General features: G+C 71.5%; 17 protein-coding genes. 13 read left to right on the top strand and 4 right to left on the bottom strand.

The window, feature by feature from the left end; all coding sequences use genetic code 11:
- Both WME90_RS16285 and WME90_RS16290 read right to left on the bottom strand, forming a co-directional pair.
- Window positions 1-2,052, bottom strand: a complete 2,052-nt coding sequence (locus WME90_RS16285; RefSeq protein ID WP_437282042.1) for an IgGFc-binding protein — start codon at window positions 2,050-2,052, stop codon at window positions 1-3.
- The gene (locus tag WME90_RS16290) at window positions 2,049-4,091 is read right to left on the bottom strand and encodes an IPT/TIG domain-containing protein (RefSeq protein WP_437282043.1); all 2,043 of its coding nucleotides are present in this window, start codon (window positions 4,089-4,091) and stop codon (window positions 2,049-2,051) included. The genes WME90_RS16285 and WME90_RS16290 overlap by 4 nt, the downstream gene beginning before the upstream one ends.
- Window positions 4,092-4,549: 458 nt before the next feature.
- On the opposite strand from WME90_RS16290, the gene rpsB reads away from it, so the two are divergent.
- From rpsB to WME90_RS16330, 8 genes are all read left to right on the top strand, one after another.
- Window positions 4,550-5,434 carry a 30S ribosomal protein S2 gene (gene rpsB / locus WME90_RS16295; protein WP_437282044.1) on the top strand — a complete coding sequence of 295 codons (885 nt, stop codon included), beginning with the start codon at window positions 4,550-4,552 and terminating at the stop codon, window positions 5,432-5,434.
- Between the two features lie 269 nt (window positions 5,435-5,703).
- Window positions 5,704-6,654: a translation elongation factor Ts gene (tsf, locus tag WME90_RS16300; protein ID WP_437282045.1), complete on the top strand. Its 951-nt coding sequence runs from the start codon at window positions 5,704-5,706 to the stop codon at window positions 6,652-6,654.
- 9 nt (window positions 6,655-6,663) lie between these two features.
- Entirely contained in the window at window positions 6,664-7,608 is a 945-nt protein-coding gene (locus WME90_RS16305; RefSeq protein ID WP_437282046.1) for a polysaccharide deacetylase family protein, read from the top strand.
- Between the two features lie 28 nt (window positions 7,609-7,636).
- Window positions 7,637-9,037, top strand: coding sequence for a hypothetical protein (locus tag WME90_RS16310; RefSeq protein WP_437282047.1), 1,401 nt, complete (start codon window positions 7,637-7,639; stop codon window positions 9,035-9,037).
- The gene (locus WME90_RS16315; protein ID WP_437282048.1) at window positions 9,034-9,783 is read left to right on the top strand and encodes a hypothetical protein; all 750 of its coding nucleotides are present in this window, start codon (window positions 9,034-9,036) and stop codon (window positions 9,781-9,783) included. Before WME90_RS16310 ends, WME90_RS16315 begins: the two co-directional genes overlap by 4 nt.
- Entirely contained in the window at window positions 9,729-11,117 is a 1,389-nt protein-coding gene (locus tag WME90_RS16320) for a hypothetical protein (RefSeq protein ID WP_437282049.1), read from the top strand. Before WME90_RS16315 ends, WME90_RS16320 begins: the two co-directional genes overlap by 55 nt.
- Window positions 11,114-13,111, top strand: a complete 1,998-nt coding sequence (locus tag WME90_RS16325; protein WP_437282050.1) for a hypothetical protein — start codon at window positions 11,114-11,116, stop codon at window positions 13,109-13,111. Before WME90_RS16320 ends, WME90_RS16325 begins: the two co-directional genes overlap by 4 nt.
- Window positions 13,112-13,683: 572 nt before the next feature.
- A complete protein-coding gene (locus tag WME90_RS16330; protein WP_437282051.1) occupies window positions 13,684-14,685 on the top strand; it encodes a hypothetical protein in 1,002 nt (333 codons plus the stop codon).
- A 66-nt stretch (window positions 14,686-14,751) separates the two neighbouring features.
- Here WME90_RS16330 and crcB read toward each other — a convergent pair whose 3' ends face one another.
- Window positions 14,752-15,135, bottom strand: a complete 384-nt coding sequence (crcB, locus tag WME90_RS16335) for a fluoride efflux transporter CrcB (RefSeq protein ID WP_437282052.1) — start codon at window positions 15,133-15,135, stop codon at window positions 14,752-14,754.
- An 89-nt stretch (window positions 15,136-15,224) separates the two neighbouring features.
- On the opposite strand from crcB, the gene WME90_RS16340 reads away from it, so the two are divergent.
- Window positions 15,225-16,799, top strand: coding sequence for an ATP-binding protein (locus WME90_RS16340; RefSeq protein WP_437282053.1), 1,575 nt, complete (start codon window positions 15,225-15,227; stop codon window positions 16,797-16,799).
- 74 nt (window positions 16,800-16,873) lie between these two features.
- On the opposite strand, the gene WME90_RS16345 is transcribed toward WME90_RS16340, so the two are convergent.
- Window positions 16,874-17,719, bottom strand: a complete 846-nt coding sequence (locus WME90_RS16345; RefSeq protein ID WP_437282054.1) for an ABC transporter ATP-binding protein — start codon at window positions 17,717-17,719, stop codon at window positions 16,874-16,876.
- 183 nt (window positions 17,720-17,902) lie between these two features.
- Between WME90_RS16345 and WME90_RS16350 the strand changes: the two genes are divergently transcribed.
- The 4 genes from WME90_RS16350 to WME90_RS16365 are packed head-to-tail and all read left to right on the top strand — an operon-like array spanning window position 17,903 to window position 22,970.
- Window positions 17,903-18,190: a hypothetical protein gene (locus tag WME90_RS16350; RefSeq protein ID WP_437282055.1), complete on the top strand. Its 288-nt coding sequence runs from the start codon at window positions 17,903-17,905 to the stop codon at window positions 18,188-18,190.
- Between the two features lie 16 nt (window positions 18,191-18,206).
- A complete protein-coding gene (locus WME90_RS16355) occupies window positions 18,207-19,040 on the top strand; it encodes a CheR family methyltransferase (RefSeq protein WP_437282056.1) in 834 nt (277 codons plus the stop codon).
- Between the two features lie 19 nt (window positions 19,041-19,059).
- Window positions 19,060-21,921, top strand: a complete 2,862-nt coding sequence (gene glnD / locus WME90_RS16360; RefSeq protein ID WP_437282057.1) for a [protein-PII] uridylyltransferase — start codon at window positions 19,060-19,062, stop codon at window positions 21,919-21,921.
- Window positions 21,918-22,970 carry a tetratricopeptide repeat protein gene (locus WME90_RS16365; RefSeq protein ID WP_437282058.1) on the top strand — a complete coding sequence of 351 codons (1,053 nt, stop codon included), beginning with the start codon at window positions 21,918-21,920 and terminating at the stop codon, window positions 22,968-22,970. Before glnD ends, WME90_RS16365 begins: the two co-directional genes overlap by 4 nt.
- Window positions 22,971-23,003 lie beyond the last annotated feature (33 nt).

Raw genomic sequence — 23,003 nt, forward strand, 5'->3', positions numbered from 1 at the left:
TCAGTTCGGCGGCGCGATCTCCCGGAGCTCGGTGCCGCCCGCGTACGCGTAGCTCACGAACGAGTCGAACCCCGTCACGATCAGCCCCACGGGCGCGGAGGCCGTGATCCGGTGCACGCCGTCGCGCTGCCTCCCGGGCAGCACGTTGTCCGGCGCCTGCCGCGCCGGATCGATCGTCGCGAAGCTCAGCTGGCAGTCGTAGACGACCAACTCCGGCGCGCGGCCCCCGCGCTGCTCCTCCGTGAGCCCGTCCGCGGGCGCGATCTCGCACTCGTCCGGCCCGAGCGTCACGTCGTCGAGCCGCACGACGGCCAGCCGAGGCGCGATCACCGAGATGAAGTCGAACGCGTACTTGTCCGGCGTCAGGAACACGTAGTCCGGCCGGAACTGCTCGATGGGCGGCAGGATGATCAGGCTCGGGTCACCGCCTGGCAGCCCCTGCTTGACCCCCGTCGCGTTCTGGCTGGCCATGATCTGCGACACGATGACCGGCTCGGAGCTCTCGATCATGAAGTCGCCCCACGCCGTCACCTCGCGGAACTCGCCCAGCGACGACAGCGTGATCCGATCGTCCGGCGGCGGCAGGGTCGTCTCGATCACCGCGCCCTCGCTGCTGGCCGCCACGATCCTCACGTACTCCGGCTCGGGCACGACCTCGATCAGCGCGCCGGCCTCCTTCACGGTCCGCGACCGGCTCGGCGTGTGCGGCACCGCGAACCGCTTGCCGGCCGCCCGGATCGGATCGAGCTGATCCTCCAGGTGGTCGGCGCAGCAGCGACGATCCGCGAGCTCGTCGAAGTGGGGCGCGTCCGAGGCCTCGCCTCCGGTGAAGACCGCGACCGGCTGATCGGCCCTCACGATCGATCCGGTGAAGTCCGCGTTGAACCCGCCCGTCTCCAGGTTGAGCACGTCGAACGCGCCGAGCTTGACCTCGATCCACTCCCCCTCGGGTGTCTCCGGGACGGGCCCGCCTCCGACGACCTTGGCCGTCGTCTTCACCTGCACGGTCGTCCCCTCGCGCGTCCCGACGATGGTCAAGAACGCCCGCAGGTCGATCGGGTTCAGCGGATCGAAGTTCGTGTCCGGATCGTCCGTGACCGCGATGGTCTGCGGCCACCCGGTGGCCACGTACGCCAGCGCCATCGCGCCCGGGCTGTACGTCAGCGCCTCGCGCGGCTTCAGGAGCGAGGCGTCGTTGGAGAACACGTTGGCGTTCTCCAGCGGGTTGAACTGATAGGCGACGACGGGGAACTTCGACGTGATCTTGTACGCGTGCCGCGTGAGCGCCGTGTGCGTGCCCGTGTTGTACTCGCCCTCCGGGCTGCCATCGACCTCGCGCGGCCCGAGCTTGAACACCTGGAGATAGAGCGGCGCGATGAGCGCGCTCGCGATCTCCACCGGCGCGGGCGCGTCGCCGGGCGCGCCGTCGTCCTGGAAGATGCGGATCTCGTTGGGGACGTCGGGCTGCGGGTTCGAGATCACCACCGCGAACTGCTGCGCCGCCGCGTTGCTCGTCGCGTCGATCCGCGCGTTGTCCAGATCGACCGCCCAGTACTCGCAGCCCACGTTGCTCCGCTCGAGCTCGGCGACCGCGCAGAGCTGGAAGCAGCTCCCGCTCCGGCACGCCTCGCCGGCGTCCGTGTCGCACGTGTCGACCACGCGCCCGAAGCTGCCGTCCTGGTCGCAGACCACGACGTCCTGCCCCCGGCACGACGTCGTCGAGGGCACACACGCCCGGCAGCCGAGCTCGACCGACGCGCACACGAGCCCTCGAGCGGCGCAGTCGTCGAGCGTCACCCAGGCCAGCCCTGCGCCGGTCTCCTCGCAGCGCGCGAGCTCCGCGCCGCACCGCACCTCGCCCGCCGCGCAAGCCGGCGGCTCCTCCGGCCGTTCGCCCCACCGCGTGCCGCGGTCGAAGCAGCTCGGCGCGAGCCCGAGCCCCGCGGCGGCGAGGAGCGCGGCGGCTGCAGCGTGCCGCGATCGGGCGCGGCGCCTTTCCTTGCGTGCGCGCGTCGATGTGCGCGCTCGCGTCGTGTGGGGGGCCGCGCTCATTGCAGGTGCGCGCTGAAGCTGTCGAGGGAGTAGGCGTCCATCCCTTGCGGCTTGAGCTGCCGGTAGACGAGCCTACCGTAATCGAAGCCGCCGATCCGCGCCCCGTACACGCCGATCGTGAGCGGCCCTGGCGGCAGCGCCCCGTGATCGAGCCCGAGCTGCCGGATGTCCGGCACCTCGACGGCGCGCGAGCCCGCCGGCACGGCCACGGTCCACCGGATGAGGCCGTTGCCGCTCGCGATGTCGTAGATGCTGAGATCGACGGGCGCGCCCGCGCCGAACGACGTCGCGAGGTGGACGCCGTCCCACGCGCTGTTCTGCGCCGGCGTCTCCAGCGTCGGCACCCCCACGAAATCGCCGATGCGCACCGGCTCGCTCGTGCTGGTCGAGAGGACCCGCCCGACGACGGACAGCGGCGCGAGCCCGGCCTGACCGGTCACGGCGCGCGCCGACGAGTGGTAGCGCGCGCCGAGCAGATCGCGGGCGAGCGACGGCACGCCCACGAACGTCAGCCCCCCGTCGAACGGGATCAGCGGGCTCTGGGCGCCGATGGGGAGCGTGGCGAACCCGTCGTTGCCGATCATCAGCGACACGTTCGCCTGGATCCGGTCCGGCCCCTTCGGCCCCTTGGCCGGCGCCTTGACGTCCATCGAGAGGGCGTGGTCGAGCGGCTGGTTGATCCGCACGAACACCTCCCTCGTCCACTCGTTCGGGAGGATCGGGATCCCGCGGACCACGCCCATGGCGTAGGCGGTGAACCGCGGCGGGGTCGTCGATCGATCCTCGATGCCCGCGAGCGCGTAGACGGTCCGGCTGCCGGGCGCGAGGTACATCGTGAACCTGTGCCCGAGCTCTCCCGGCGTCTCCGGCGTCAGCGCCTGCACCTCCGACGGCAGCCTGAAGGGCGCCAGCGGATCGGGGCCCGTCGTGAACACGTAGGCCGCCTTGCGCTCGGTGTCGCGCCGCGGGGTCGGGACGTTGCCCCATTCGGCTCCCCCGGGATCCAGCGACTGGTCCCAGACGAGCTCGCCCTCGAGCGCCCCCGCGCTGCCCACCTTGCCGCCGACCGGCGGCGGCGGATCGCCGGACGCGCCGCACGCGGGCGTGAGCACCGGATCCAGGTACACGGTCACCGTGTCGACCGGCACGTCGATGAACGAGATCGGGCTATGGCACTTCGCGGCCACGGTGACGGTCCGCGGGGCGTCGAGCGAAGCGTCCTCGAACACCGCGACGCCGGACGCATCGACCTCGATCGCGGACGTCGGGTCGCTGCCAACGACGACGCGCGCGCCCGGGATCGGGTCGCCCGTGAAGTTGTTGTAGACGAGCACCCTGAGCCGTCCGGCGAGCGGGGCGCCGCTGAGCCCGCCCTTGTAGCCGTTCTCGCTGTCCTCGTAGGTGTAGCCGTCCAGCACGAGGATCGTCTCGTCGCCGGTCGTCACCGAGATCGTCTTCGCGCCCGGCGTGCCCTGGGGCACCGTGCAGACGAGCCGCGTCGGCTCCGCGACGTCGAGCGACGTGCACGGCTTCTGATCGATCCTCGCGACCGTCGTCGCATCCCAGCGCGTGCCTTGCCCGATGAGCTCGACGGTCGTCCCGCCGGAGATCGGCCCGCTCGACGGGGACGCATAGAGCGCGTCGTACACGTAGCCGCCCGGCAGCGCGCGTCGGGTCGACGTGTCGTCGCCGTTCTGCACGGCGAGCTCCACCGGGCCTGCCGTGCCGGGCGGCGCTGCGACCTGCACCCGGCCGGGATCGATGGCCACGATCGCGGACGGATCGACCTCGACGTCGCCGAACCAGACGCGGACCTTGGAGCTGAAGCCGTTCCCGTGGAGCAGGACGCGCTGCCCTCCGTTGAACGGCCCGTGCGTCGGGTCCGCGCCGAGCAGCGCGTGTGGATCGCCGCCGGGCACCCCTGCGCCCGCGGACGACGATGTGGCCTGCGGGTCCACGCCGAAATCGCCGCCGTCGCCGTCGGATTGCCGCCGGATGCCCTCGGGCGCCGAGGCGATGCAGGCGGAGACGATCGCCATCCCTGCGCAGACCGGAGCGAAACGTGCGGTAAGAAAGCCTCGTGAAGCGGTTCGCACGAGGCGAGTGTACGCCATCGCGGATGTCGGGCCACGGCGCGCCCTGGCGCTCTCGTGCTCCGCGCGTTCCATCCGCAAGCACACGGGAACACGCGCGAGCACGCGGAATCCCGCTCAAACCAGCGCAAACCAGCGCAAACACCGCCCGGCGACCCGGCGGTTTCGTCGCTTGACAAGCGAGGCGCCTCGGGGTAGCAAACCGCCCCCTTCTTACGGTCTCGTGACGAGGGGGACAGCGGAGGCTGAATCCTCGCCTTCGCTGCCGCTGCGACCGAATCCACACGCTCTCCTGGCACCCACGGCATTCCGCGACCCGGTGCCCCGGCAGCACGGACGCTCCTGTCCGCGCACGGGGTTGGTCTCGGGAGGGGGAGCGGCGGAACAACCGAAAGGACACTGCCGTGACCGATACCAGCTTCTCCGCATCCGTCCCCGCGGCCGACACCATGCAGGCCGCCGCCCCCCAGCCGGGAGATTTCCCGCTCCCGCTCCGCTCGCTGCTCGACGCGGGCGTGCACTTCGGCCACCAGACGAAGCGCTGGAACCCGAAGATGCGGCCGTTCATCTACGGCGCGCGCAACGGCATCCACATCATCGATCTCGACCAGACGACGCGGCTCTTCAAGCGCGCGTACGACTTCCTGACCGACGCCGTCGGCCGCGGCGGCCACGTGCTGTTCGTCGGCACGAAGCGCCAGGCGCAGGACATCGTGCAGGAAGAGGCCCGCCGGGCGGGCATGTACTTCGTCACGAACCGCTGGCTCGGCGGCACCCTGACGAACTTCCGGACGATCAAGCAGGGCCTCGATCGCCTGCGCACCCTCGAGCGCATGAAGGAGGACGGGACCTACGAGCAGCTGCTCAAGAAGGAGGTCGTCCGCCTGGAGAAGGAGCGCGAGCGGCTCGAGAAGTACCTGGGCGGCCTCAAGGGGATGGGCGGCCTGCCGGCGGCGATCTTCGTGATCGACCCGCACCAGGAGTCGATCGCGATCAGCGAGGCGCGCAAGCTGAACGTCCCGGTCGTGGCCATCACGGACACGAACTGCGACCCGGATCTCGTCGACTTCGTGATCCCTGGCAACGACGACGCGATCCGCTCGATCCGGCTGATCACGGCCCGCGTCGCGGACGCGTGCGTCGAGGGCGCGCAGCGCCGCAAGGATCACGGCGAGGGCGGGCAGCCGCAGGCGGGCGGCGGTCGCGGCCAGCGCGACGAGATCAACGTCTACCAGGGCGGCCGCGGCGGCCGCGGCGGCGGCGGCCCGCGCCAGCAGCAGGCGTCGTAGCGCGGCGCGAGCCGCGCCGGAGCGGCCCAGCGTTCGGGCGGCGGGGTGACGACGACGTCGCCGGTCGCCCGGGGGGTGGAGGCCGCGAGAGAGCAGAGAGGGCGCAGGGACAGAAATGAAAATTTCGCGCCTCTGCGCCTTCTGTGCCTCTGCGGGTCGACCCGCCCCTCGCTCGGGCCGTTCGTGCAACACCAGTCGGACGTGTGGTGAACGGGGGCCGCTCGGCGCGGCCTCTTCCTATCTAGGTTCAGGTTGAAGGAGAAAGAGCCATGGCCGGCATCAATGCGCAGGCGATCAAGGAGCTTCGTGAGCGTACCCAGGCGGGGATGAGCGACTGCAAGAGCGCCCTCACGGAGGCCGAGGGCGACATGGAGAAGGCGGTCGAGATCATCCTGAAGAAGGGTCTCGCGAAGAGCGCCAAGCGGGCCGGGGCGTCCGCCACCGAGGGCGAGGTCCGCGCCGTGGTCGCGGCCGATCGGCGCAGCGCGACGATGGTCGAGGTCAACATCCAGACCGATTTCGCCGCCCGCAACGACGCGTTCCGGCAGTTCGTCGGCGACGTGCTCTCTGCGGTCGAGAAGGCGCCCGAGGGCGCGGACGCGGGTCAGCTCTCGATTGGCGGCAAGTCGATCGCCGACACCGCCACCGAGCTGACCGCGCGCATCGGCGAGAAGGTCGCGGTCCGCCGCTGGGACCGCGTGTCGATCCCGGCGGGCAAGCACGGCGTCACGCACGCGTACGTGCACCTCGGCGGCAAGATCGGCGTGCTCGTGGCGGTCGAGGCGTCGAGCCAGGCCGTGGCGGAGCACCCTGCGGTGCAGAAGTTCATCGACGAGACGGCGATGCAGGCCGCCGCGATGAGCCCGCTCGTCCTCCGCCGCGACGAGGTCACGGCGGAGCTGAAGGCCAAGCAGCAGGAGATCTTCGAGGGGCAGCTCCGCGAGGATCCGAAGCCGAAGCCGGAGGCGGCGTGGCCGAAGATCATCGAGGGCAAGTTCAACAAGTGGTACTCGGAGGTCGCGCTCCTCGAGCAGGAGTCGGTGGAGGCCGCGTCGCGCGGCGAGAGCGGCCAGACGATCGAGAAGCTCCTCCAGGCGGCGTCGAAGGCGGCCGGCGGCGAGCTCACGCTCACGCGCTTCGTGCGGTACGAGCGCGGCGAGGGCATCGCCAAGAAAGAGGACGACTTCGCCGCCGAGGTGGCGAAGATGGCCGCGAGCTGACGCGGTCCGATGCGGGGGCGCCTCGCCGCCGTCTCGATCGACCTCGACGAGGTCCCGAACTACCTCGCCATCCACGGGCTCGCCGTCCCGGATCGCTCCGGGGCGGCGATCGCGCTGAGCGCCGTCTACGACACGGCGCTGCCGCGCATCGCTGATTTCGCCGCTTCCCACGGCATCCCTGTCACGCTGTTCGCGATCGGCCGCGACCTCGCGCGCCCCGAGAGCGCCGCGGCCTTGCGCGCCCTGAGCGACGCTGGCCACGCGGTCGAGAACCACTCGTACGGGCACCGCTACGACCTCTCGCGGCTCCCGCGCGCCGCGATCGCGCGGGACGTCCTCTTGGGCGCCGAGGCGATCGCGGAGGCGGTCGGCCGGCGTCCGACGGGCTTCCGCGCGCCGGGGTACACGGTGAGCGACGCGCTGTTCGACGCGCTCGACGCGGTGGGGGTCGCGTTCGACTCCTCGGTGTTCCCGTGCCCGCCGTACTACGCCGCGAAGGCGCTCGCGATGGGCGTGCAGCGCGCGAAGGGGAGGGGCTCGGCGGCGATCCTGGACACGCCGCGCGTGCTCATGGCGCCGCGCAGGCCGTACCGGCCGGGGCGACCGTGGTACCGGCGCGGCGGCCGGCGCTTCGTCGAGCTGCCGATCCAGGTGACGCCGGGGCTCCGGCTGCCGGTCATCGGCGGCAGCGTGGCGCTCGCGGGCGCGTCGGGCGCGCGGCTCCTGGCGCGCGCTTGCGCCGGGGAGGCGCTCGTCAACCTGGAGCTCCACGGGATGGACTTCCTCGACCGGAGCGACGGCCTCGAGGCGCTCGCGCCGCACCAGCCGGAGCTGCGGGTCGCGCTGGGCAGGCGGCTTGAGGCGCTGGGGGCGTTCGTGGAGGAGATCGCGCGGAGGGGAGCGAGCTTCGTGCGGCTGGACGAGGCGAGCAGGGAGCGCGGGCTCATCGCGTGACCGAGGGAGTCGCCGGGGGGCACCGACCGTGAGCCCGGTCGGGTACCCGAATTTCCTGCCGAGCGTGGTGCCGTCGGGTACCTTCCCGGCGATGGAATTCGGGCGCCTCCAGGAGCTCTACAACCGTTGCAACCCCGACGAACCGCTCTCGCCGGGCGACCCGCGCAACGTGGACATCGACTTCCGTGGCGTCCGCGGAGCCCACTGGACGAACAAGCTCGCGCGTCAGATCGAGCTTTCCAAGACGCCGGTCTGCCAGCTCTTCACCGGCCTCCGCGGCACGGGGAAGAGCACCGAGATAAAGCGCCTCGCGGCCAGGCTCTCCGATCCGAAGCGGCGCAACCTCCTCACGGTCCTGATCGATGCGGATGACGTCCTCGACCTGACCGTCGAGATCGACATCTCGGACGTCCTCGCGCTCGTGCTGCTCCACACGGAGCGTGACGTTTTGGTCGCCGAGGGAGGCAATGCGGAGGATGCCCTAACAGATAAGCCTCACCGGCGTCTCTGGGCGTGGTTGTCGCGGACGGATGTCGAGATCGGCAAGGTGAGCGCGGAGATCGATGCGGGCGCGAAGGTGGGCGTCGAGCTCAACCTCAAGACCAACCCGACCGTGCGCCAGCGCGTTCGCGAGATCGTGGCCAGGCACCCGTCCACCTTCGTCCGCTTCGTGCACGACGAGCTCCGGGCGCTGGAGGCTCGCGCGCACAAACTCGGGCGCTCCGGCATCGTGATCCTCTTCGACTCGCTGGAGAAGCTTCGGGGCACGAGCCTGACCTGGAAGCCGGTGCTCGAGAGCGCCGAGCGCATCTTCTCGACTGGTGCGCCTTACCTCCGGCTCCCGGTCAACGTGCTCTACACGATCCCTCCGGCGCTCGCGCGTCGCATGGTCGAGCCACCTGTGGCGTTCCTGCCGATGATCAAGGTCCGGGACAAGGAAGGAACGCTCCACCCCGAGGGGGTCGAGGTCATCACCGAGCTCGTGAAGAAGCGTATCGACGAGGCTGCGCTCGACGAGATCTTCGGCAAGACCGCGCTCCGGGACAGGATCCGTGCGATCGCGTTATGGTCGGGGGGCTATCCTCGGGAGGTCGTGCGGCTGCTACTGACGCTGCTCGAGCTGGAGACATTCCCCGTCGACGCGAAGACGCTCGAGCGGGAGCTCTACCGCGCGGGGAACGCCTACCGGAGCGTGGTCTACGACAGCGGTGCGATCCCGTGGCTCGCGACAGTCAAACGTACGAAGCAGCTCATCACAACGAGCGACCAGGAGCGCGAGGCCGCCGACCGCCTGCTCCAGAACAACGTCATCCTGCGTTATCTCAACGATGAGGAGTGGGTCGACGTCCATCCGTCCGTTGACGGAATGCGGGAGCTCGCCGAGCCATCCCCGGATGCGAAGGACGCCGCGCCGGAGCAGGGCGTATGACCGGCGCCGCGGGCGGAGAGCGCTCGTGGTTACTCCAGGCGCTCGCGCTCTCGCGTCGGCTCCACCGATACCTCGCACCGTGCGCGAGCCCCCGGGCGGCGGGGCAGCTCGTGGCGGCGCTCTCCGACGAGCTCCCGCGGTTCGGGCGTGCCGAGGTTCGCCTCGTGCGGCTGGAGCCGTACAGCGGCCGGACGGAGGACTCACCGCTCACCATCAGTGAGCTCGCGGCGATCCTGGACACGCCGCGCGTGCTCGGGGCGCCGCGCCGGCCGTACCGGCCGGCGCCGCCGTGGTACCGGCGCTGCGCACGGCGCTTCGTCCAGCTGCCGATCCAGGCGACGCCCGGGCCGCGGCTGCCGGTGATCGGTACGAGCGTGGCGCTCGCGGACGCGACCGGGGCGCGGTTCTTGGCGCGCGCCTGCGCCGACGAGGTGCTGGTCAACCTGGAACTGGACGGGATGGACTTCCTCGACCGGGGCGACGGCCTCAGGGCGCTCGCGCCGCATCAGCCGGAGCTCCGCGTCGCGCTCGGCAGGCGGATCGAGGCGCTGGGGGGCGTTCGTGGAGGAGACCCGGCGGCAAGGGGCGCGCTTCGTGCGGGTGGACGAGGCGAGCAGGGAGCGCGGGCTCGTCGCCTGATACGGCATCGCCTGACCGGGGTGTCGACGGGCTCCCGTTCGGGTACCCGGTCATGCACCCGAATTTCCTGCCGAGCATGGTGCCGTCGGGTACCTTCCCGGCGATGAAGTTCGAGCGCCTCCAGGAGCTCTATAACCGCTGCAACCCCGACGAGCCGCTGTCGCCGGGCGATGCGCGCAACGTGGACATCGACGTCCGCGGCGTCCGCGGGGCTCACTGGACGAACAAGCTCGCGCGTCAGATCGAGCTCTCTAGGACGCCGGTCTGCCAGCTCTTCACCGGCCTCCGCGGCACAGGGAAGAGCACCGAGATCCAGCGCCTCGCGGCCAGGCTCTCCGATCCGGAGCGGCGCAACCTCCTGACGGTCCTGATCGACGCGGACGACGTCCTCGACCTGACCGTGGAGATCGACATCTCGGACGTGCTCGCGCTCGTGCTGCTCCACACCGAGCGTGCTGTCCTGGCCGCGGAGGGGGGCGACGCGACCAGCTCATTGGCGGGCGGGCCTCACCGGCGGCTGTGGGCGTGGCTCTCGCGGACCGACGTGGAGATCGGCAAGCTCACCGCGGGCGTCGACGCGGGGGCGAAGGCTGGCGTAGAGCTCAACCTGAAGACGAACCCGACCGTACACCACCGGGTCCGCGAGATCGTGGCCAGGCATCCGTCCACGTTCGTCCGCTTCGTGCACGATGAGCTGCGGGAGCTCGAGTGGCGCGCTCGTAAACTCGGTCGCTCCGGCATCGTCATCCTCTTCGACTCGCTGGAGAAGCTGCGCGGCACGAGTCTCACCTGGAAGCCGGTGCTCGAGAGCGCCGAGCGCATCTTCTCCACCGGTGCGCCCTACCTCCAGCTGCCGGTGCACGTGCTCTACACGATCCCGCCGGCGCTCGCGCGCCGCATGGTCGAACCGTCCGTGTTGTTCCTGCCGATGATCAAGGTCCGGGACGCCGAGGGTAGGCTTCACCCCGAGGGGATCGAGGTGATCGCGGAGCTCGTGAAGAGGCGCATCGACGAGGCCGCGCTCGACGAGATCTTCGGCCAAGCCGCGCTCCGGAATCACATCCGCGACATCGCGCTGTGGTCGGGCGGCTACCCGCGCGAGATCATTCGGCTGCTGCAGGCGCTCCTCGAGCTGGAGACGTTCCCCGTCGATGGGAAGACGCTCGAGCGGGAGCTCCACCGCGCGGGGAACGCCTACCGGGGCATCGTCTACGACAGCGGTGCGATCCCGTGGCTCGCGACGGTGAAGCGCACGAAGCGGCTCATCACCACGAGCGATCAGGAGCGCGAGGCCGCCGACCACCTGCTCCAGAACAACATCATCCTGCGTTACCTCAACGATGAGGAGTGGGTCGACGTCCATCCGTCCGTTGCTGGAATGCGTGAACTCGCCGATCCATCCACGGACGCGAGGGACGCCGCGCTGGAGCAGGGCGCATGACCGGCGCCGCAGGCGGGGAGCGCTCGCGGCTGATCCGGGCGCTCACCCTCTCGCGGCGGTTCCATCTGTACCTGGCGCGCTGCGCGAGCCCTCGCGCTGCGGATCAGTTGGTCGCTGAGCTCTCCGCGGAGCTCCCGCGGGGCGGGCGTGCCGAGGTCCGTCTCGTCAGGCTGGATCCATACAACGCGCGGACCGAGGACGCACCGCTCACCGACGGCGAGCTCGCGGATCGCGTCCTGCTCCCGCTCCTCGACCCGCCCGAGGAGCTCAGTGGCGCGATCCACCTGGTCGACGCGTCACGCGCGGCCTACGCGGACAAGGAGGCGTGGGCGCGCTTCTTCGCGCTGTGGAACGAGAAGCGCAACGTCCTCGGTTCGTCCCGCGGTGAGGTCGTGGTGATGCTGCCGACCGCGCTCGTACAGGTGTTTGCGACGGCGGCGCCGGATGTGTGGTCGATCCGGAGCGGGGAGTACGTCATCGAGGAGGACGCGGGCGCGCGCGATGCCGGCCTGGAGAGCGGCGCGCAGGGGTCCCTGTCGTTCGTGGGTGTTGCCCGCGTGACGCTTCCCGCCTTATCAGCGACGGCGTCGGGGAGCGTGAACGCCCGCGTCGGCGACGTGCTGTTGCTCGTGCGCGCCATCTCACCGCTTGCGCTCTTCGGCGGCGATCTGGTGGTCGAGCCGTGGGTCAGTGATTTCCTTGTCCAGAGCGGGACCGACGCTCTGTTGAGCGAGCTACACGCAATGGAGCAGCGCGGCCTCTCCGAGGTCGCGCCGCCCCTCCGGGCGCGGCGGATGCTGCGCGTCGCCAATGCGCTGCTCGCTGAGCGGCGCTTCGGCGAGGCCGAGGCGCTCTACTCCGACCTTTTAGCTCTCATCGAGGCCGACGACGCGGGACTTACCGCCGTGGCGCTCTCGCACCTCGCCATCGCGGTGGCCGCGCAGGATCGCGCCGATGCCGCCGTCGTCCATGCGAACCGGGCGTTTTCGCTCGTCGGCGTCGAGCCCGGTGGAGGGGGTGCCGGCGCGATCGAGTTGCCGGACGTGCGGCAGGCGAGCGCGTTCGTGCAGTGGTGCCTCGGTCACCTCGAGCATGCGGAGCTGCTCGACCAGCTGCTCGTCATGGAGCCGAAGGGAGGGACCCATCGATGGCGTACTTACGTGCCATTCGCCAACCTTCTGTCGCACATTCTCCGGCGGGTCGAGCGCGGTCGCGTCGCCAGAGCGCTGGCGCACAGCCGTGCGCTGGCCTCTCAAGATCTGCACGAGAAGCACCTCGAGGGAGTGGGTGCGGTCTGGCGCATCACCTGCGCGGATATCGAGTTCCTCTCCGGCAACATCGATTCGTCGCTCCGGGAGCTTGAGCAAGCCCTTGTCGAGGATACTGCCTGGCCGGCGGAGCACGCGAGCCTCGCTAGCCGTCGCGAGATCGCCGTGGCGCTCGTCGAGATCGTTCGGGGAAACGAGGATCGGGCCTCGAAGATCCTCAGGCGAGCGAGGCATGCAGCGGTTCAATTGCGCTCGGAGCTCGATCTAGAAGGGGGTCACCGGGCAGCGGCGTTCCATGCGGTGACGTCCGGGCTCCTCGCGATGGTCACGGGGGATCCTGGAGGTGCCGCCACGTGGTTTGACAACGCGCGCGGTCCGATCGCCGACTGGGGGCGCTTGGGCTTGGATCGGCGATCACGCCTTCGCGCGCTGCTCTTCACCGAGCTGCTTCGAGGTGCGCTCCACCCGGAGGGCGATGGCGCTGTCATGGCCGCGCGTGACCTCACCCGCCAGGCCGAGACGCTCCTCGGCGACACGGCCGAGGATCACATCAGCCGTGTGCTCGCCGTGGCAGCGCACCGCGAGCTCGCGCGGCGCCTTGCGGGGGCGGGCAGCGGGGACGCGCGAGCCGCCGCGCAGCGAGCCGCCGCGTTCGCTCAGCCGCTCGCAAACCTCGATGTGCCGGCGTGGGACGAGCTGCTGCGCGCGGCGGAACGCGAACGCTGAGCGTCGCCTTCCGGGAACCTCCGCGGGCGACCGTCGCCTGTAGTGAGGGTGGAGGAGCAAAAAGACGCACCGCGTTGTGTGCGCATTCCCACCGCGTCGTGCGCGGGCTCGTGGCATCTCTGGCGCGCGGCGTGTGAGGGTTCCTGTGCGCTTCTTCGGCATCGTGCGCACACCCGCTCCGGCCCGAGCTTGTGTCGTGCCACGCCGTGCGCGCATCCCATCATGTAGCGCGCGCATCCCGGCCCGTGGTGCGCGCATCCCGTCACGTCGTGCGCGCATCCCGTCACGTCGTGCGCGCGTCCCGTCACGTCGTGCGCTGGTGCGACCGCCGCCCCGCGCTTTCGCCCGCCGGCCTCGCGCATGATCCCCGGCCGTTTTGGCGCTGCTCACCCTGCGCTTCGCGTGCGCCGCATCCCGCCATGCGCATCCCCGCCGGCGGCTGTACGCCGTGTCCCGCGGGCATGGTGAGCCCGCGCCCCTGCGCCTCATCGGATCGGGCCGTCGTGACGTGATCGTGCTCGCTGGAGTGCTCCCTTTCCTTTCATTGACGCCTTCTCATAGCTTTTCCTCTCATGGCCATTTCCAAGACCAAGAAGCCCGCGCCGGCGGCATCGCCGGCCGAGGTACCGATCGTCTCATCCACCACCATCACCCTCGACGCGCTCGCGAGGGAGCTCGGCCCCGCGGATGGCGCGTTCGCCGCGCGCACCTACGCGGGCATCCCCGAGGAGGACCTCGTCACCGAGGGGACGCGCATCGACTCGCAGAGCCTCATCGATGACGCCCCGCACTTCGTCGCCTCGGCGCGGCGGATCCTGGGCTCGCTGTCCGAGGCGCAGCGCGGCAAGGTGCGCATGCCCGCGGCGCTGTTGCCGCTGCTCGTCGCCGAGGCCGGCAGGCTCCAGGCGATGAAGCGGTCGCACGACGCGGCGGCGACCGAGGCGGCCGGCGCGAGGGCCGCGCTCGAGGTGCAGGAGCGGAGCGCGATGCGCGACGGCATCGGCGAGCGCGACCTCTGCTACGACGGCCTGCGCAACGCGCTCGGCGCGCGCCGCATGGCGCGGGTCGACGCCGTCGTGGGGCGCGCGGACTCCCCCGAGAGCCTCGCCAAGGGCCTCGAGGCGCTCGCGAGCTTCATCGACGAGACCAGGAGGGCCGATCCGGCGCAGGACGCGAAGCTCCTCGAGGACTACGGCGTCGGCGCCGAGTGCGCGGCCGCGCTCCGGGCCACGGCGCAGCGGGTGCGCGGCGTCGCCAGCGTCCAGATCGCCGCGGGGCGACGGGTGACCCAGCGCGCGCTCGATCTGCAGGACGGCAGGGTCGCGGTGGTGATCGAGAAGATCCTCCGCGCCTTCCGCGCGGCGCGCCGGGTCGATGGAGCGATCCTGGTCCCCGAGCTGAACAAGGCGGCATGGATGTTCGAGGCCCGCTCCGGGAGCTCCGGCAAGAAGCCCCCGCCCGCGGGAGAGAAGCCCTCGTCCGGTGGTGAGAAGCCCTCGTCCGGCGGCGGGACGCAGGGAGACGTACCCCCGGCGCGGGGGGAGACGGCGCCGAGCCTCGACGCCGACGGCTGATCCTCGTCCGTCAGACCAGCGGTGGCGGCGCCTGTCGCCCGCCTTCCACGGCCCGTCTCCACGCCTTCAGCCCGCGATCAGCCGCCTCGCGACGACCATCCCGAGCACGCCGGCGAGCAAGCAGACGACCAGCGTGATCGCGATGTTGGCGAGCCCGGCGGCCCACGACTTGTACTCGATGAGCCGGATCGTCTCGTTGTTGAAGCTCGAGTACGTGGTGAAGCCGCCCATCACGCCGGTGCTCAGGCTGAGGCGGAGCGTCGGCGACAGGAGCTCCGTCGTCGCGGCGATCTCTCCGATGGCGCCGAGCAAGAACGACCCGATCACGTTGACCGCGAGCGTCCCATACGGAAACTCGGCGCCGAAGCGCTGCTGGCACCACGTCGAGAGCCCGTAGCGGGCGAGGGTCCCCGCTGCGCCGCCGAGCCCGATCCAGAACCACCGATCCATTCGTTTCACCTTCTCGCTCGAGTCGCGACGATCGTGATTGGCGGCCGCGCCCTTGCGTCCTCCCCGCCGCTGGCCCAACGCTGGCGCGGGTGAAGCGCCGCTTCAACACGACAGGGCCGTGCCGCCCCGATCTGCACTTCATGATCCCGGCCGAGAGCCGCCTGCCCGAGGCCCCGAGGCTCGTCGAGCAGATGGGGTACTTCGTCGTCCACGCCCCGAGGCAGACGGGCAAGACGACCGCCCTGCGCGCCGTCGCCGAGCGGCTCACCGCCTCGGGTCGGCACGCCGCCGTCCTCTTCTCCTGCGAGGAGGGAAGCGCCGCCGGCGACGACTACGGCTCCGCCCAGCGCGCCGTCCTGCGCGAGCTCACGCGCGCGGCGCAGATCGCGCTGCCGCCCGAGCTCCAGCCGCCGCCGTTCTCCCTCGAGGGCGACGAGGGCCTCCTCTCCGCGGCGCTCACCGCCTGGGCGCGCGCCTGCCCGCGCCCGCTCGCCCTCATCTTCGACGAGATCGACGCCCTGCGTGGCCAGGGCCTCCTCAGCGTCCTGCGCCAGCTCCGCGCCGGCTTTCCCAGCCGCCCCGAGCACTTCCCCGCCTCGATCATCCTCTGCGGCCTGCGCGACGTGCGCGACTACAAGGCCGCGAGCGGGGGCGATCCCCAGCGCCTCGGCACCGCGAGCCCGTTCAACATCAAGCTCGAGTCGCTGCGGCTCGGCGACTTCTCGGAGGAAGAGCTCCGCGCGCTCTATGCTCAGCACACCGAGGACACCGGCCAGGTCTTCCTCGACGCGGCGCTCTCCCGGGCCTTCGACCTCACCGTCGGCCAGCCGTGGCTCGTCAACGCCCTCGGCCGCGAGATCGTCGAGAAGCTCGCCATCCCGCCGAGCGAGCCCGTCACCTCGGCGCACGTCGAGAAGGCCAAGGAGCACCTCATCCTCGCGCGCGCCACCCACCTCGACTCGCTTGTCAGCAAGCTCGCCGAGCCCCGCGTCCGCCGCGTGATCGAGCCCATGCTCGCGGGGACGTACGAGGGCGGCGGCGATACGTATGACGACGACGTCTCCTATGCCCGCGATCTCGGGCTCATCGCCCAGGGCAAGCCTCTACGCGTCGCGAACCCCATCTACCGCGAGGTGATCGCCCGCGTCCTGTCCTCGTCGGCGGAGGAGCGGATCGACGCCCCGCCCGAGCGCTTCCGCCTGCCCGACGGCCGCCTCGCGTTCCGGCGCCTGCTCCGCGCGTTCGCCGCCTTCTGGCACGAGCACGGCGAGGTGCTCGCCTCCGGGATGCCGTATCCGGAGGTCGCCCCGCAGCTCGTCCTGATGGCCTTCCTCCAGCGCGCGGTCAACGGCGGCGGATCCATCGATCGCGAGTATGGCGTCGGCCGCGGGCGCATCGATCTGCTCGTCCGATTCCCCTACCAGAAGCCCGGCGGCGCCCGGGCCGTCCAGCGGCGCGCGCTCGAGCTCAAGGTGTGGCGCAAGGGCCAGAAAGACCCGCTCCGCGAGGGCCTCGCGCAGCTCGACAGCTACCTCGCACGCCTGCGCCACAAGCGTGGGACGCTCGTGATCTTCGACGCGCGCGGGCGCCTCGCCCGGACCGCGCCCCGGTTCAGCGACGTCACGACGCCGCGCGGCCGCCACGTCGCGCTGCTGCGCCTGTAGAGCGTCTCGTTCCAGCGACGAAGAGCGTAGGCCCGAGCGCCCCGGCAGACCCTCCCGTCCCGCGCCCCCCTTGGCTACTCCGCCGCCTTCCTGAACTCGATCACCCGCCCACCCTGGCTGTCCGCCAGCGTAGGCCGGTTCACCCGCGCCACCTCATTCGTCGCCACCCCTGACGCCGCGATGAACTGGCGCGCCTGCTCGTTGTCGCCGTGCGCCAGCTCGTCCGGCGTACCCGACGCGACGACACGCCCCTGGATCACGAGGAACGCCTGGTGCGCGATGCGGAACGTGCTCGCCATGTCGTGCGAGATCACCACGCTCGTCACCTTGAAGCGCGCCCGCGTCTCCTCGATCAGGTCGTCGACCAGCCGGCTCGTCAGCGGATCGAGCCCGCTTGTCGGCTCGTCGTAGATGAGGATCTCGGGCTCCAGCATCAGCGCGCGCGCCAGGCCCACGCGCTTGCGCTGCCCGCCGGACAGCTCCGACGGCATCCGGTCCTCCTTGTTCTCGAGGCCGAGCGAGTTCAGCATGCCCACGACCTTGTCGCGGATGTCCCGCTTCGACATGTGCTTCCGGTGCTCGCGCAGCGGGAACGCCACGTTGTCGAAGATCGTCAGCGAGTCGAGCAGCGCGGCGTACTGGAACACCATGCCGAACCGCTGGCGCATCCGGTTCATCTCGAAGTCGTCGAGGGCGCCCATGTCCACGCCGTCGACCCAGATGTGGCCGGTGGTCGGCCGCTCCAGCCCGATGAGCAGCCGGAGCAGCGTGGTCTTGCCCGCGCCCGACCCGCCGATGATCACCGCCGTCTCGGTCCGCCGCAGGTGCATGGTGATGCCGTGCAGCACCTTCGTCGGCCCGAACGATTTCTTGATGTCGTCGACGAAGAGGTGATCCCCCGCCTGCCACCCAGGCGGCATGTTGCCCACCTGCTGCGCCTCAGGGGGGGCCCCGCGGTGGGGGGGCGGCTGGCTGGGCGGCCTTCTCGACATCCGCGCAGTACGGTACCACGGAGGAGGCCCCCCAGGACGCCGATCGCCTTGCATCACAGTAAGGGCGAGCACGTGCTTGACGCGGCAGGGCGCGGGACGGAAACGTTGCTCATGACCGACGACCTACTCAAGGCAGCCCTCGAGACCGCAGAGGCGAAGACCGACAAGGATGGCTGGGCCGAGCTCCCCGAAGGGCGCATGCTCACGCTCTACGCCGCGCACGACGGCGTGTCGCTCCCGGTGACGAAGATCGAGGCCGTGTCGAGCGCGGGCGGGCTCCTCAAGGCGCGCAGCACCAAGGGCGAGACGTTCGTGCTCGCGCTGAAGGACGTGTTCGCCATCGCCCTCGACGGCGGCGGCAAGGGAACCCAGGCCAGGAAGGCCGGCTTCCTCGGCTGATCGCGACGACCGTCCCATGGCCCGATCGCCGAGAGCGGGAGCAGGTCCTGCGGCGCGGTCCGCCCAGCGGGCCGTCGACCTCGCGCTCGCCGACCTGGAGCGCCGGTTCGGCCTGGGCCGCAGCCTCGCGGCCCCAGGGTGGGTGCGCGAGCGCGTCCTCGCCGTCCTCAGCGCCGTGGCCGCGCGCCACGGCGTGTCCCCGCTCGCCGCCGCCGAACGGCTGCGAGACGACAGGGCGGCCATCGAGGAGATCGTCAGCGCGCTCCGCGTGGGCGAGACGCGCTTCTACCGCGATCCGATCATCTGGGAGGCGATCGCCACCTCGGTGCTGCCGAGGCTCCCGCCCGACCTGCCCATCGCCGGCCTCTCGGCCGGCTGCAGCACCGGCGAGGAGGCCTACACCCTGGGGATGGTGCTCGCGAGCGCGGGCCGCCGCTTCAGCGTGCTCGGGGTCGACCGCGCCGCTCCGGCGATCGAGGCGGCGCGCGAGGCCGTCTACTCCGCCGATGCCGTCGACCAGCTGCCCCCGCCCTTCGCTCAGCGCTACTGTGAAGTGAAGGGCGGAGCGCTGCACATGAACCAGCAGCTCCGCGACGTCGTCTCCTTCGAGGTCTGCGATCTGGTCCATGCCGTGCCGAGCGGCGGGTTCCAAATCATCTTCTTCAAGAACGTGCTCCTGTATCTCGCGCAGCCCGCGGGCGATGCGGTGGCCCGCCGCCTCGCGGCCGAGCTCGGTCCGGGCGGGCTCCTCTTCTCCGCCGCGAGCGAGGCGCCGCGCCTCTGCGGCGCCGGCCTCACCCCGGTCAAGGTGAACGCGCACGTCACCGCCTTCCGCGCCCCCGGCGCCTGAGAAAGCCGAGCCACACCGCATGAGCGTCGACCTCTCCCCCACGTCCAGGCCCAGCGGGCTCGCCGAGCTCCGCGCCACCTACGCGCGCGAGCGCGCCGCGCTCGATCGCACGGTGCCGAGCGGCCCCACCCCGGCCGCGGATCCGGCCGCCGTCGGGGTCGCGCTGGGGCGGCGCCACGCGCGCCTGCTCGACGACCTCCTGGCGCGCCTCTTCCACCTGCTGCGCGAGTCCGGCGGACCCAGCCGCGCCGAGTGGGACTCTGTCGCGATCGCCGGGGTCGGAGGCTACGGCCGCGACGCGGTCGCGCTGCGGAGCGATCTCGATCTGCGCATCCTCGCCCGCAACGCCCAGCGCGCCAGCGCCATCGCGGACGCGCTGCTCTACCCGCTCTGGGACATGGGGGTCGCGGTGGGGCACCAGGTCGTCACCATCGACGACCTCATCGATGGCGCGCGGGACGATCTGCCCACCGCGACGAGCCTGCTCGACTGGCGGCACGTCGTGGGCGACGCGTCGCTGTCGGACGCGCTCTGGCAGCGCGCCTCCTCGGGCATCTTCGCGCACTCGGAGCTCCCCCGCTTCATCGAGCGGCTCGGGAAGGAGATCTCGCAGCGGCACGAGCGCTTCGGCGGCTCGGTCTACCTCCTGGAGCCGGACGTGAAGAACGGCGCGGGCGGGCTGCGCGATCTCGACGTCGCCCGCTGGGCCGCGAAGGCGCGCTACGGCGTCGGCGAGTTCGACGCGCTCGTCCGCTTCGGCGCGCTCGTCGCCCGCGAGGCGGAGGAGATCCGGAGCGCGGCGGAGATGCTCTGGCGCATCCGCAACCTGCTCCACGCCCACTCCGGGCGGAGGACCGACCGGCTGACGTTCGACGAGCAGGAGCTGTGCGCGGGCGTGCTCGGCTACAGCAAGGGCGCCGGTCCGGCCGACGCCGGGCGGAAGGGCGCGCCGCCCGCCGACGAGCCCGCCGTGTCGCCCGAGGCGATCGAGCGGATGATGAGCGATTACTACCGGAGCGCCCGGACCATCTCGCGCTCCCTCGACATGATCGTCTCGCGCGCCACGCCGACGCTGACGCGGCGCCGCCGCCGCGACGAGGACCTCGGCGGCGGGGTCCGCCTCTTCGACGGCTGCATCACGATGAGCGATCCGGATCTCCTGAGGACCGATCCGGCGATCGCGCTGCGGCTCGTCTCCGAGGCCGTCGAGCGCGGCGTGCCGCTCTTGCCCTACGCGCGCGGGGCGATCGTCCGCGCCGCCGGCGATCCGGCGTTCTGCGCGGCGCTCCGCGAGAGCCCCGAGGCCGCCGAGCGGTTCCGGACCCTCGTCGCCACGTGCAAGGAGACGGAGCTGCAGAGCGGCTCGGTCATCCGCGAGCTGCACGACCTCGGCCTCCTGCTCGCGATGATCCCGGAGTTCTTGCCGGTGGTCGGGCGCGTCCACCACGACGTCTACCACGTGTACACGGTCGACGTTCACTCGGTCGCCGCGGTCGATCGGCTGGCGGCGCTCGTGCGCGGCGAGCTCGCGGGCGAGTTCGGGCTCGCGTGCCGGCTCGCCGCCGAGGCGACGCGGCCGACGATGCTGTTCTTCGCCACGCTGCTGCACGACGTGGGCAAGGCGATCGGGGGCACCGATCACAGCGGGCGCGGCGCCGAGATGGCCCGGAAGATCCTGGCGCGGCTCGGCTTCCCTCAGGAGGACATCGACGAGGCGTGCCACCTCGTGCTGAAGCACCTCGTGATGTACCTCATCGCGACCCGGCGCGACCTCGACGACCCCGCGACGATCTCGGAGTTCTGCCAGGAGGTGCACGGCCGCGAGGGGCTGCGCGATCTCTACCTGCTCACGGTCGCCGACCTCTCGACGACGAGCCCCACGTCGATGACGTCGTGGAAGGCGCGCATGCTCGACGAGCTGTACCTCTCCGCGGACAAGGCCCTGCGCGGCGCGCGCGAGGACGCCGGGCCGTTCGACATCGACGACCAGCGCATGGCCCGCGCGATCAGCGGCACGGTGGGCGCCCTCGAGGACCTCCCGGCCGCGAGCGAGGCCGAGCGGCGCGCGCAGCGGGATTTCCTGGCCCGCTACCTCGCGTCGATGCCCGAGCGCTACCTGCTCGCGAACAGCCCGGCCGCGATCGCCGCGCACTCCGAGCTCGCCCGGCAGCAGCAGTCCGGCGCGAACAGCGTCTCGGTCGCGCTCGTCCCGTCGCGCCACCCGGAGGCCGCGGAGGTCTGCGTGGTGGCGCCGGATCGCCCCGGCTTGCTCGCGGCGATCACGGCCGCGCTCGCGGCCTCGCGCCTCGAGGTCCACGCGGCGCAGATCCACTCGCGCGCGTGCGACGACGAGGGGATGGACGAGGGCGGCGTGATCCGCGCGAGGGCGGGCTCGTCCCCGCCCGCGGGCGTGCGCCTCCAGGCCGTCGACCTGTTCTGGGTGCGCGACCGCGCCGAAGGGGTAGGGGGGGTGGCCCGCGCCATCCCGAAGCTCGTCGCCGACATCACGGCGGTGCTGTCGGGGCAGCTCTCCGGCGCCGAGCTCGCCAAGAAGCGCCGGGGCGGCGCGCTGCGCGAGCGCCCGACGCCGAAGGTCCGGACGCAGATCTCCATCGACGATCGCGCCTCGCACCACACGGTGATCGAGGTCCTCACGCGCGATCGCCCCGGCCTCCTGTTCGCGATCTCGGACGCGCTCTACCAGCTCGGCCTGTCGATCTCGGTCGCGAAGATCAACACGGAGGGGACGCGCGTGGCCGACGTGTTCTACGTGAGCGACGCGGACGGGACGAAGATCGCGAACGGCAAGCGGACGCAAGAGGTGGAGGAGCGGCTGCACGCCGTCCTCCAGGGCCTGGACGGCGAAGGGAGTGTCGGATGAACGAGAGGTGGTTTACGCGCGCGGTGTGGACGGCGGTGAGGCCCGCCGCGCGGCAGATCCTGTCGGCGATGGCGCTCGCCGCGTGCGTCGCGGCGTGCGGGGGGGCGCAGGAGCCCCAGCGCGACCCGCTCCTGGCCGATCCGCCCGAAGGGAGCGACGCGGCGGCGTCGAAGGGCGCGTCGTCCACGGAGCTGGACCGGGGCATCGCGTACATCAAGAACGAGAAGTACGAGGAGGCGAAGCCGCACCTCCTCCAGGCGATCGAGCACGAGCCGGGCAGCGCCGAGGCGCACTACTACCTCGGCCTCGCGAGCGAGAAGACGAACGATCGCCCCGGCGCCGAGGCGTCGTACAAGAAGGCGCTCGCGAGCGATCCCAAGCTCGAGGCCGCCGCGCTGAACCTGGCCGCGCTCTACCTGGACGAGCCGGCCCGGCCGGACGAGGCGATCGCGGTGCTGTCGAAGGCGGTCGAGCAGGCGCCGGATCGGGCCGCGCTCCACCAGAACCTGGGCTACGCGTACGGGCTGAAGGGCGACGTCGCGAGCGCGAGCAAGCACTACGAGGCGGCGCTCAAGTCCGAGGACACGCCCGCCACGCGCTTCGCCTACGGCGCGATGCTGTTCGAGGCGAAGGCGCTCGACCGGGCCGCGGCGGAGCTGAAGAAGGCGCTCGCGGCCACCGGCGACGACGTGGCGACGCTCGCGACGATCGGGCGGATGCTCGGGCCGGCGAAGGCGTACGCCGACTGCGTGGCGGCGTTCGACCGCGCCATCAAGCTGAAGCCGGAGGCCGAGTTCCACGTGCGCCGCGGGACGTGCCGCCACGAGCTCGGCGACGAGCCGGGGGCGCGCGCCGACTACCAGGCGGCGATCAAGGTGGACCCGCGGTTCGCGGCCGCGCACTACTACCTCGGCCTGTCGTTCCTGGCCGAGCGCAAGCCGCAGAGCGCGATCGCCGCGCTCACGGAGGCCGGCAAGCTCGGGGGCGAGACCGAGATCGGCAAGCGCGCCCGCGCCAAGGTGAAAGAGCTGAGCGCCAGGGTGAAGTAGCGCGCGGGCTAACGCGCCGAGCCCGCCCGCCTG

It is taken from the genome of Sorangium sp. So ce375 (assembly GCF_051473855.1).
Lineage (GTDB): Bacteria > Myxococcota_A > Polyangia > Polyangiales > Polyangiaceae > Sorangium.

Bases quoted from the DNA above. Each gene is read 5' to 3' on its own strand.
- WME90_RS16290 (WP_437282043.1), bottom strand. From the start codon at position 4,091: ATGGCGATCGTCTCCGCCTGCATCGCCTCGGCGCCCGAGGGCATCCGG.
- WME90_RS16330 (WP_437282051.1), top strand. From the start codon at position 13,684: ATGGCCATTTCCAAGACCAAGAAGCCCGCGCCGGCGGCATCGCCGGCC.
- WME90_RS16355 (WP_437282056.1), top strand. From the start codon at position 18,207: ATGGCCCGATCGCCGAGAGCGGGAGCAGGTCCTGCGGCGCGGTCCGCC.
- WME90_RS16325 (WP_437282050.1), top strand. From the start codon at position 11,114: ATGACCGGCGCCGCAGGCGGGGAGCGCTCGCGGCTGATCCGGGCGCTC.
- glnD (WP_437282057.1), top strand. From the start codon at position 19,060: ATGAGCGTCGACCTCTCCCCCACGTCCAGGCCCAGCGGGCTCGCCGAG.
- WME90_RS16345 (WP_437282054.1), bottom strand. From the start codon at position 17,719: ATGCCGCCTGGGTGGCAGGCGGGGGATCACCTCTTCGTCGACGACATC.
- WME90_RS16285 (WP_437282042.1), bottom strand. From the start codon at position 2,052: ATGAGCGCGGCCCCCCACACGACGCGAGCGCGCACATCGACGCGCGCA.
- crcB (WP_437282052.1), bottom strand. From the start codon at position 15,135: ATGGATCGGTGGTTCTGGATCGGGCTCGGCGGCGCAGCGGGGACCCTC.
- WME90_RS16365 (WP_437282058.1), top strand. From the start codon at position 21,918: ATGAACGAGAGGTGGTTTACGCGCGCGGTGTGGACGGCGGTGAGGCCC.
- WME90_RS16320 (WP_437282049.1), top strand. From the start codon at position 9,729: ATGCACCCGAATTTCCTGCCGAGCATGGTGCCGTCGGGTACCTTCCCG.
- WME90_RS16350 (WP_437282055.1), top strand. From the start codon at position 17,903: ATGACCGACGACCTACTCAAGGCAGCCCTCGAGACCGCAGAGGCGAAG.
- WME90_RS16305 (WP_437282046.1), top strand. From the start codon at position 6,664: ATGCGGGGGCGCCTCGCCGCCGTCTCGATCGACCTCGACGAGGTCCCG.
- WME90_RS16315 (WP_437282048.1), top strand. From the start codon at position 9,034: ATGACCGGCGCCGCGGGCGGAGAGCGCTCGTGGTTACTCCAGGCGCTC.
- tsf (WP_437282045.1), top strand. From the start codon at position 5,704: ATGGCCGGCATCAATGCGCAGGCGATCAAGGAGCTTCGTGAGCGTACC.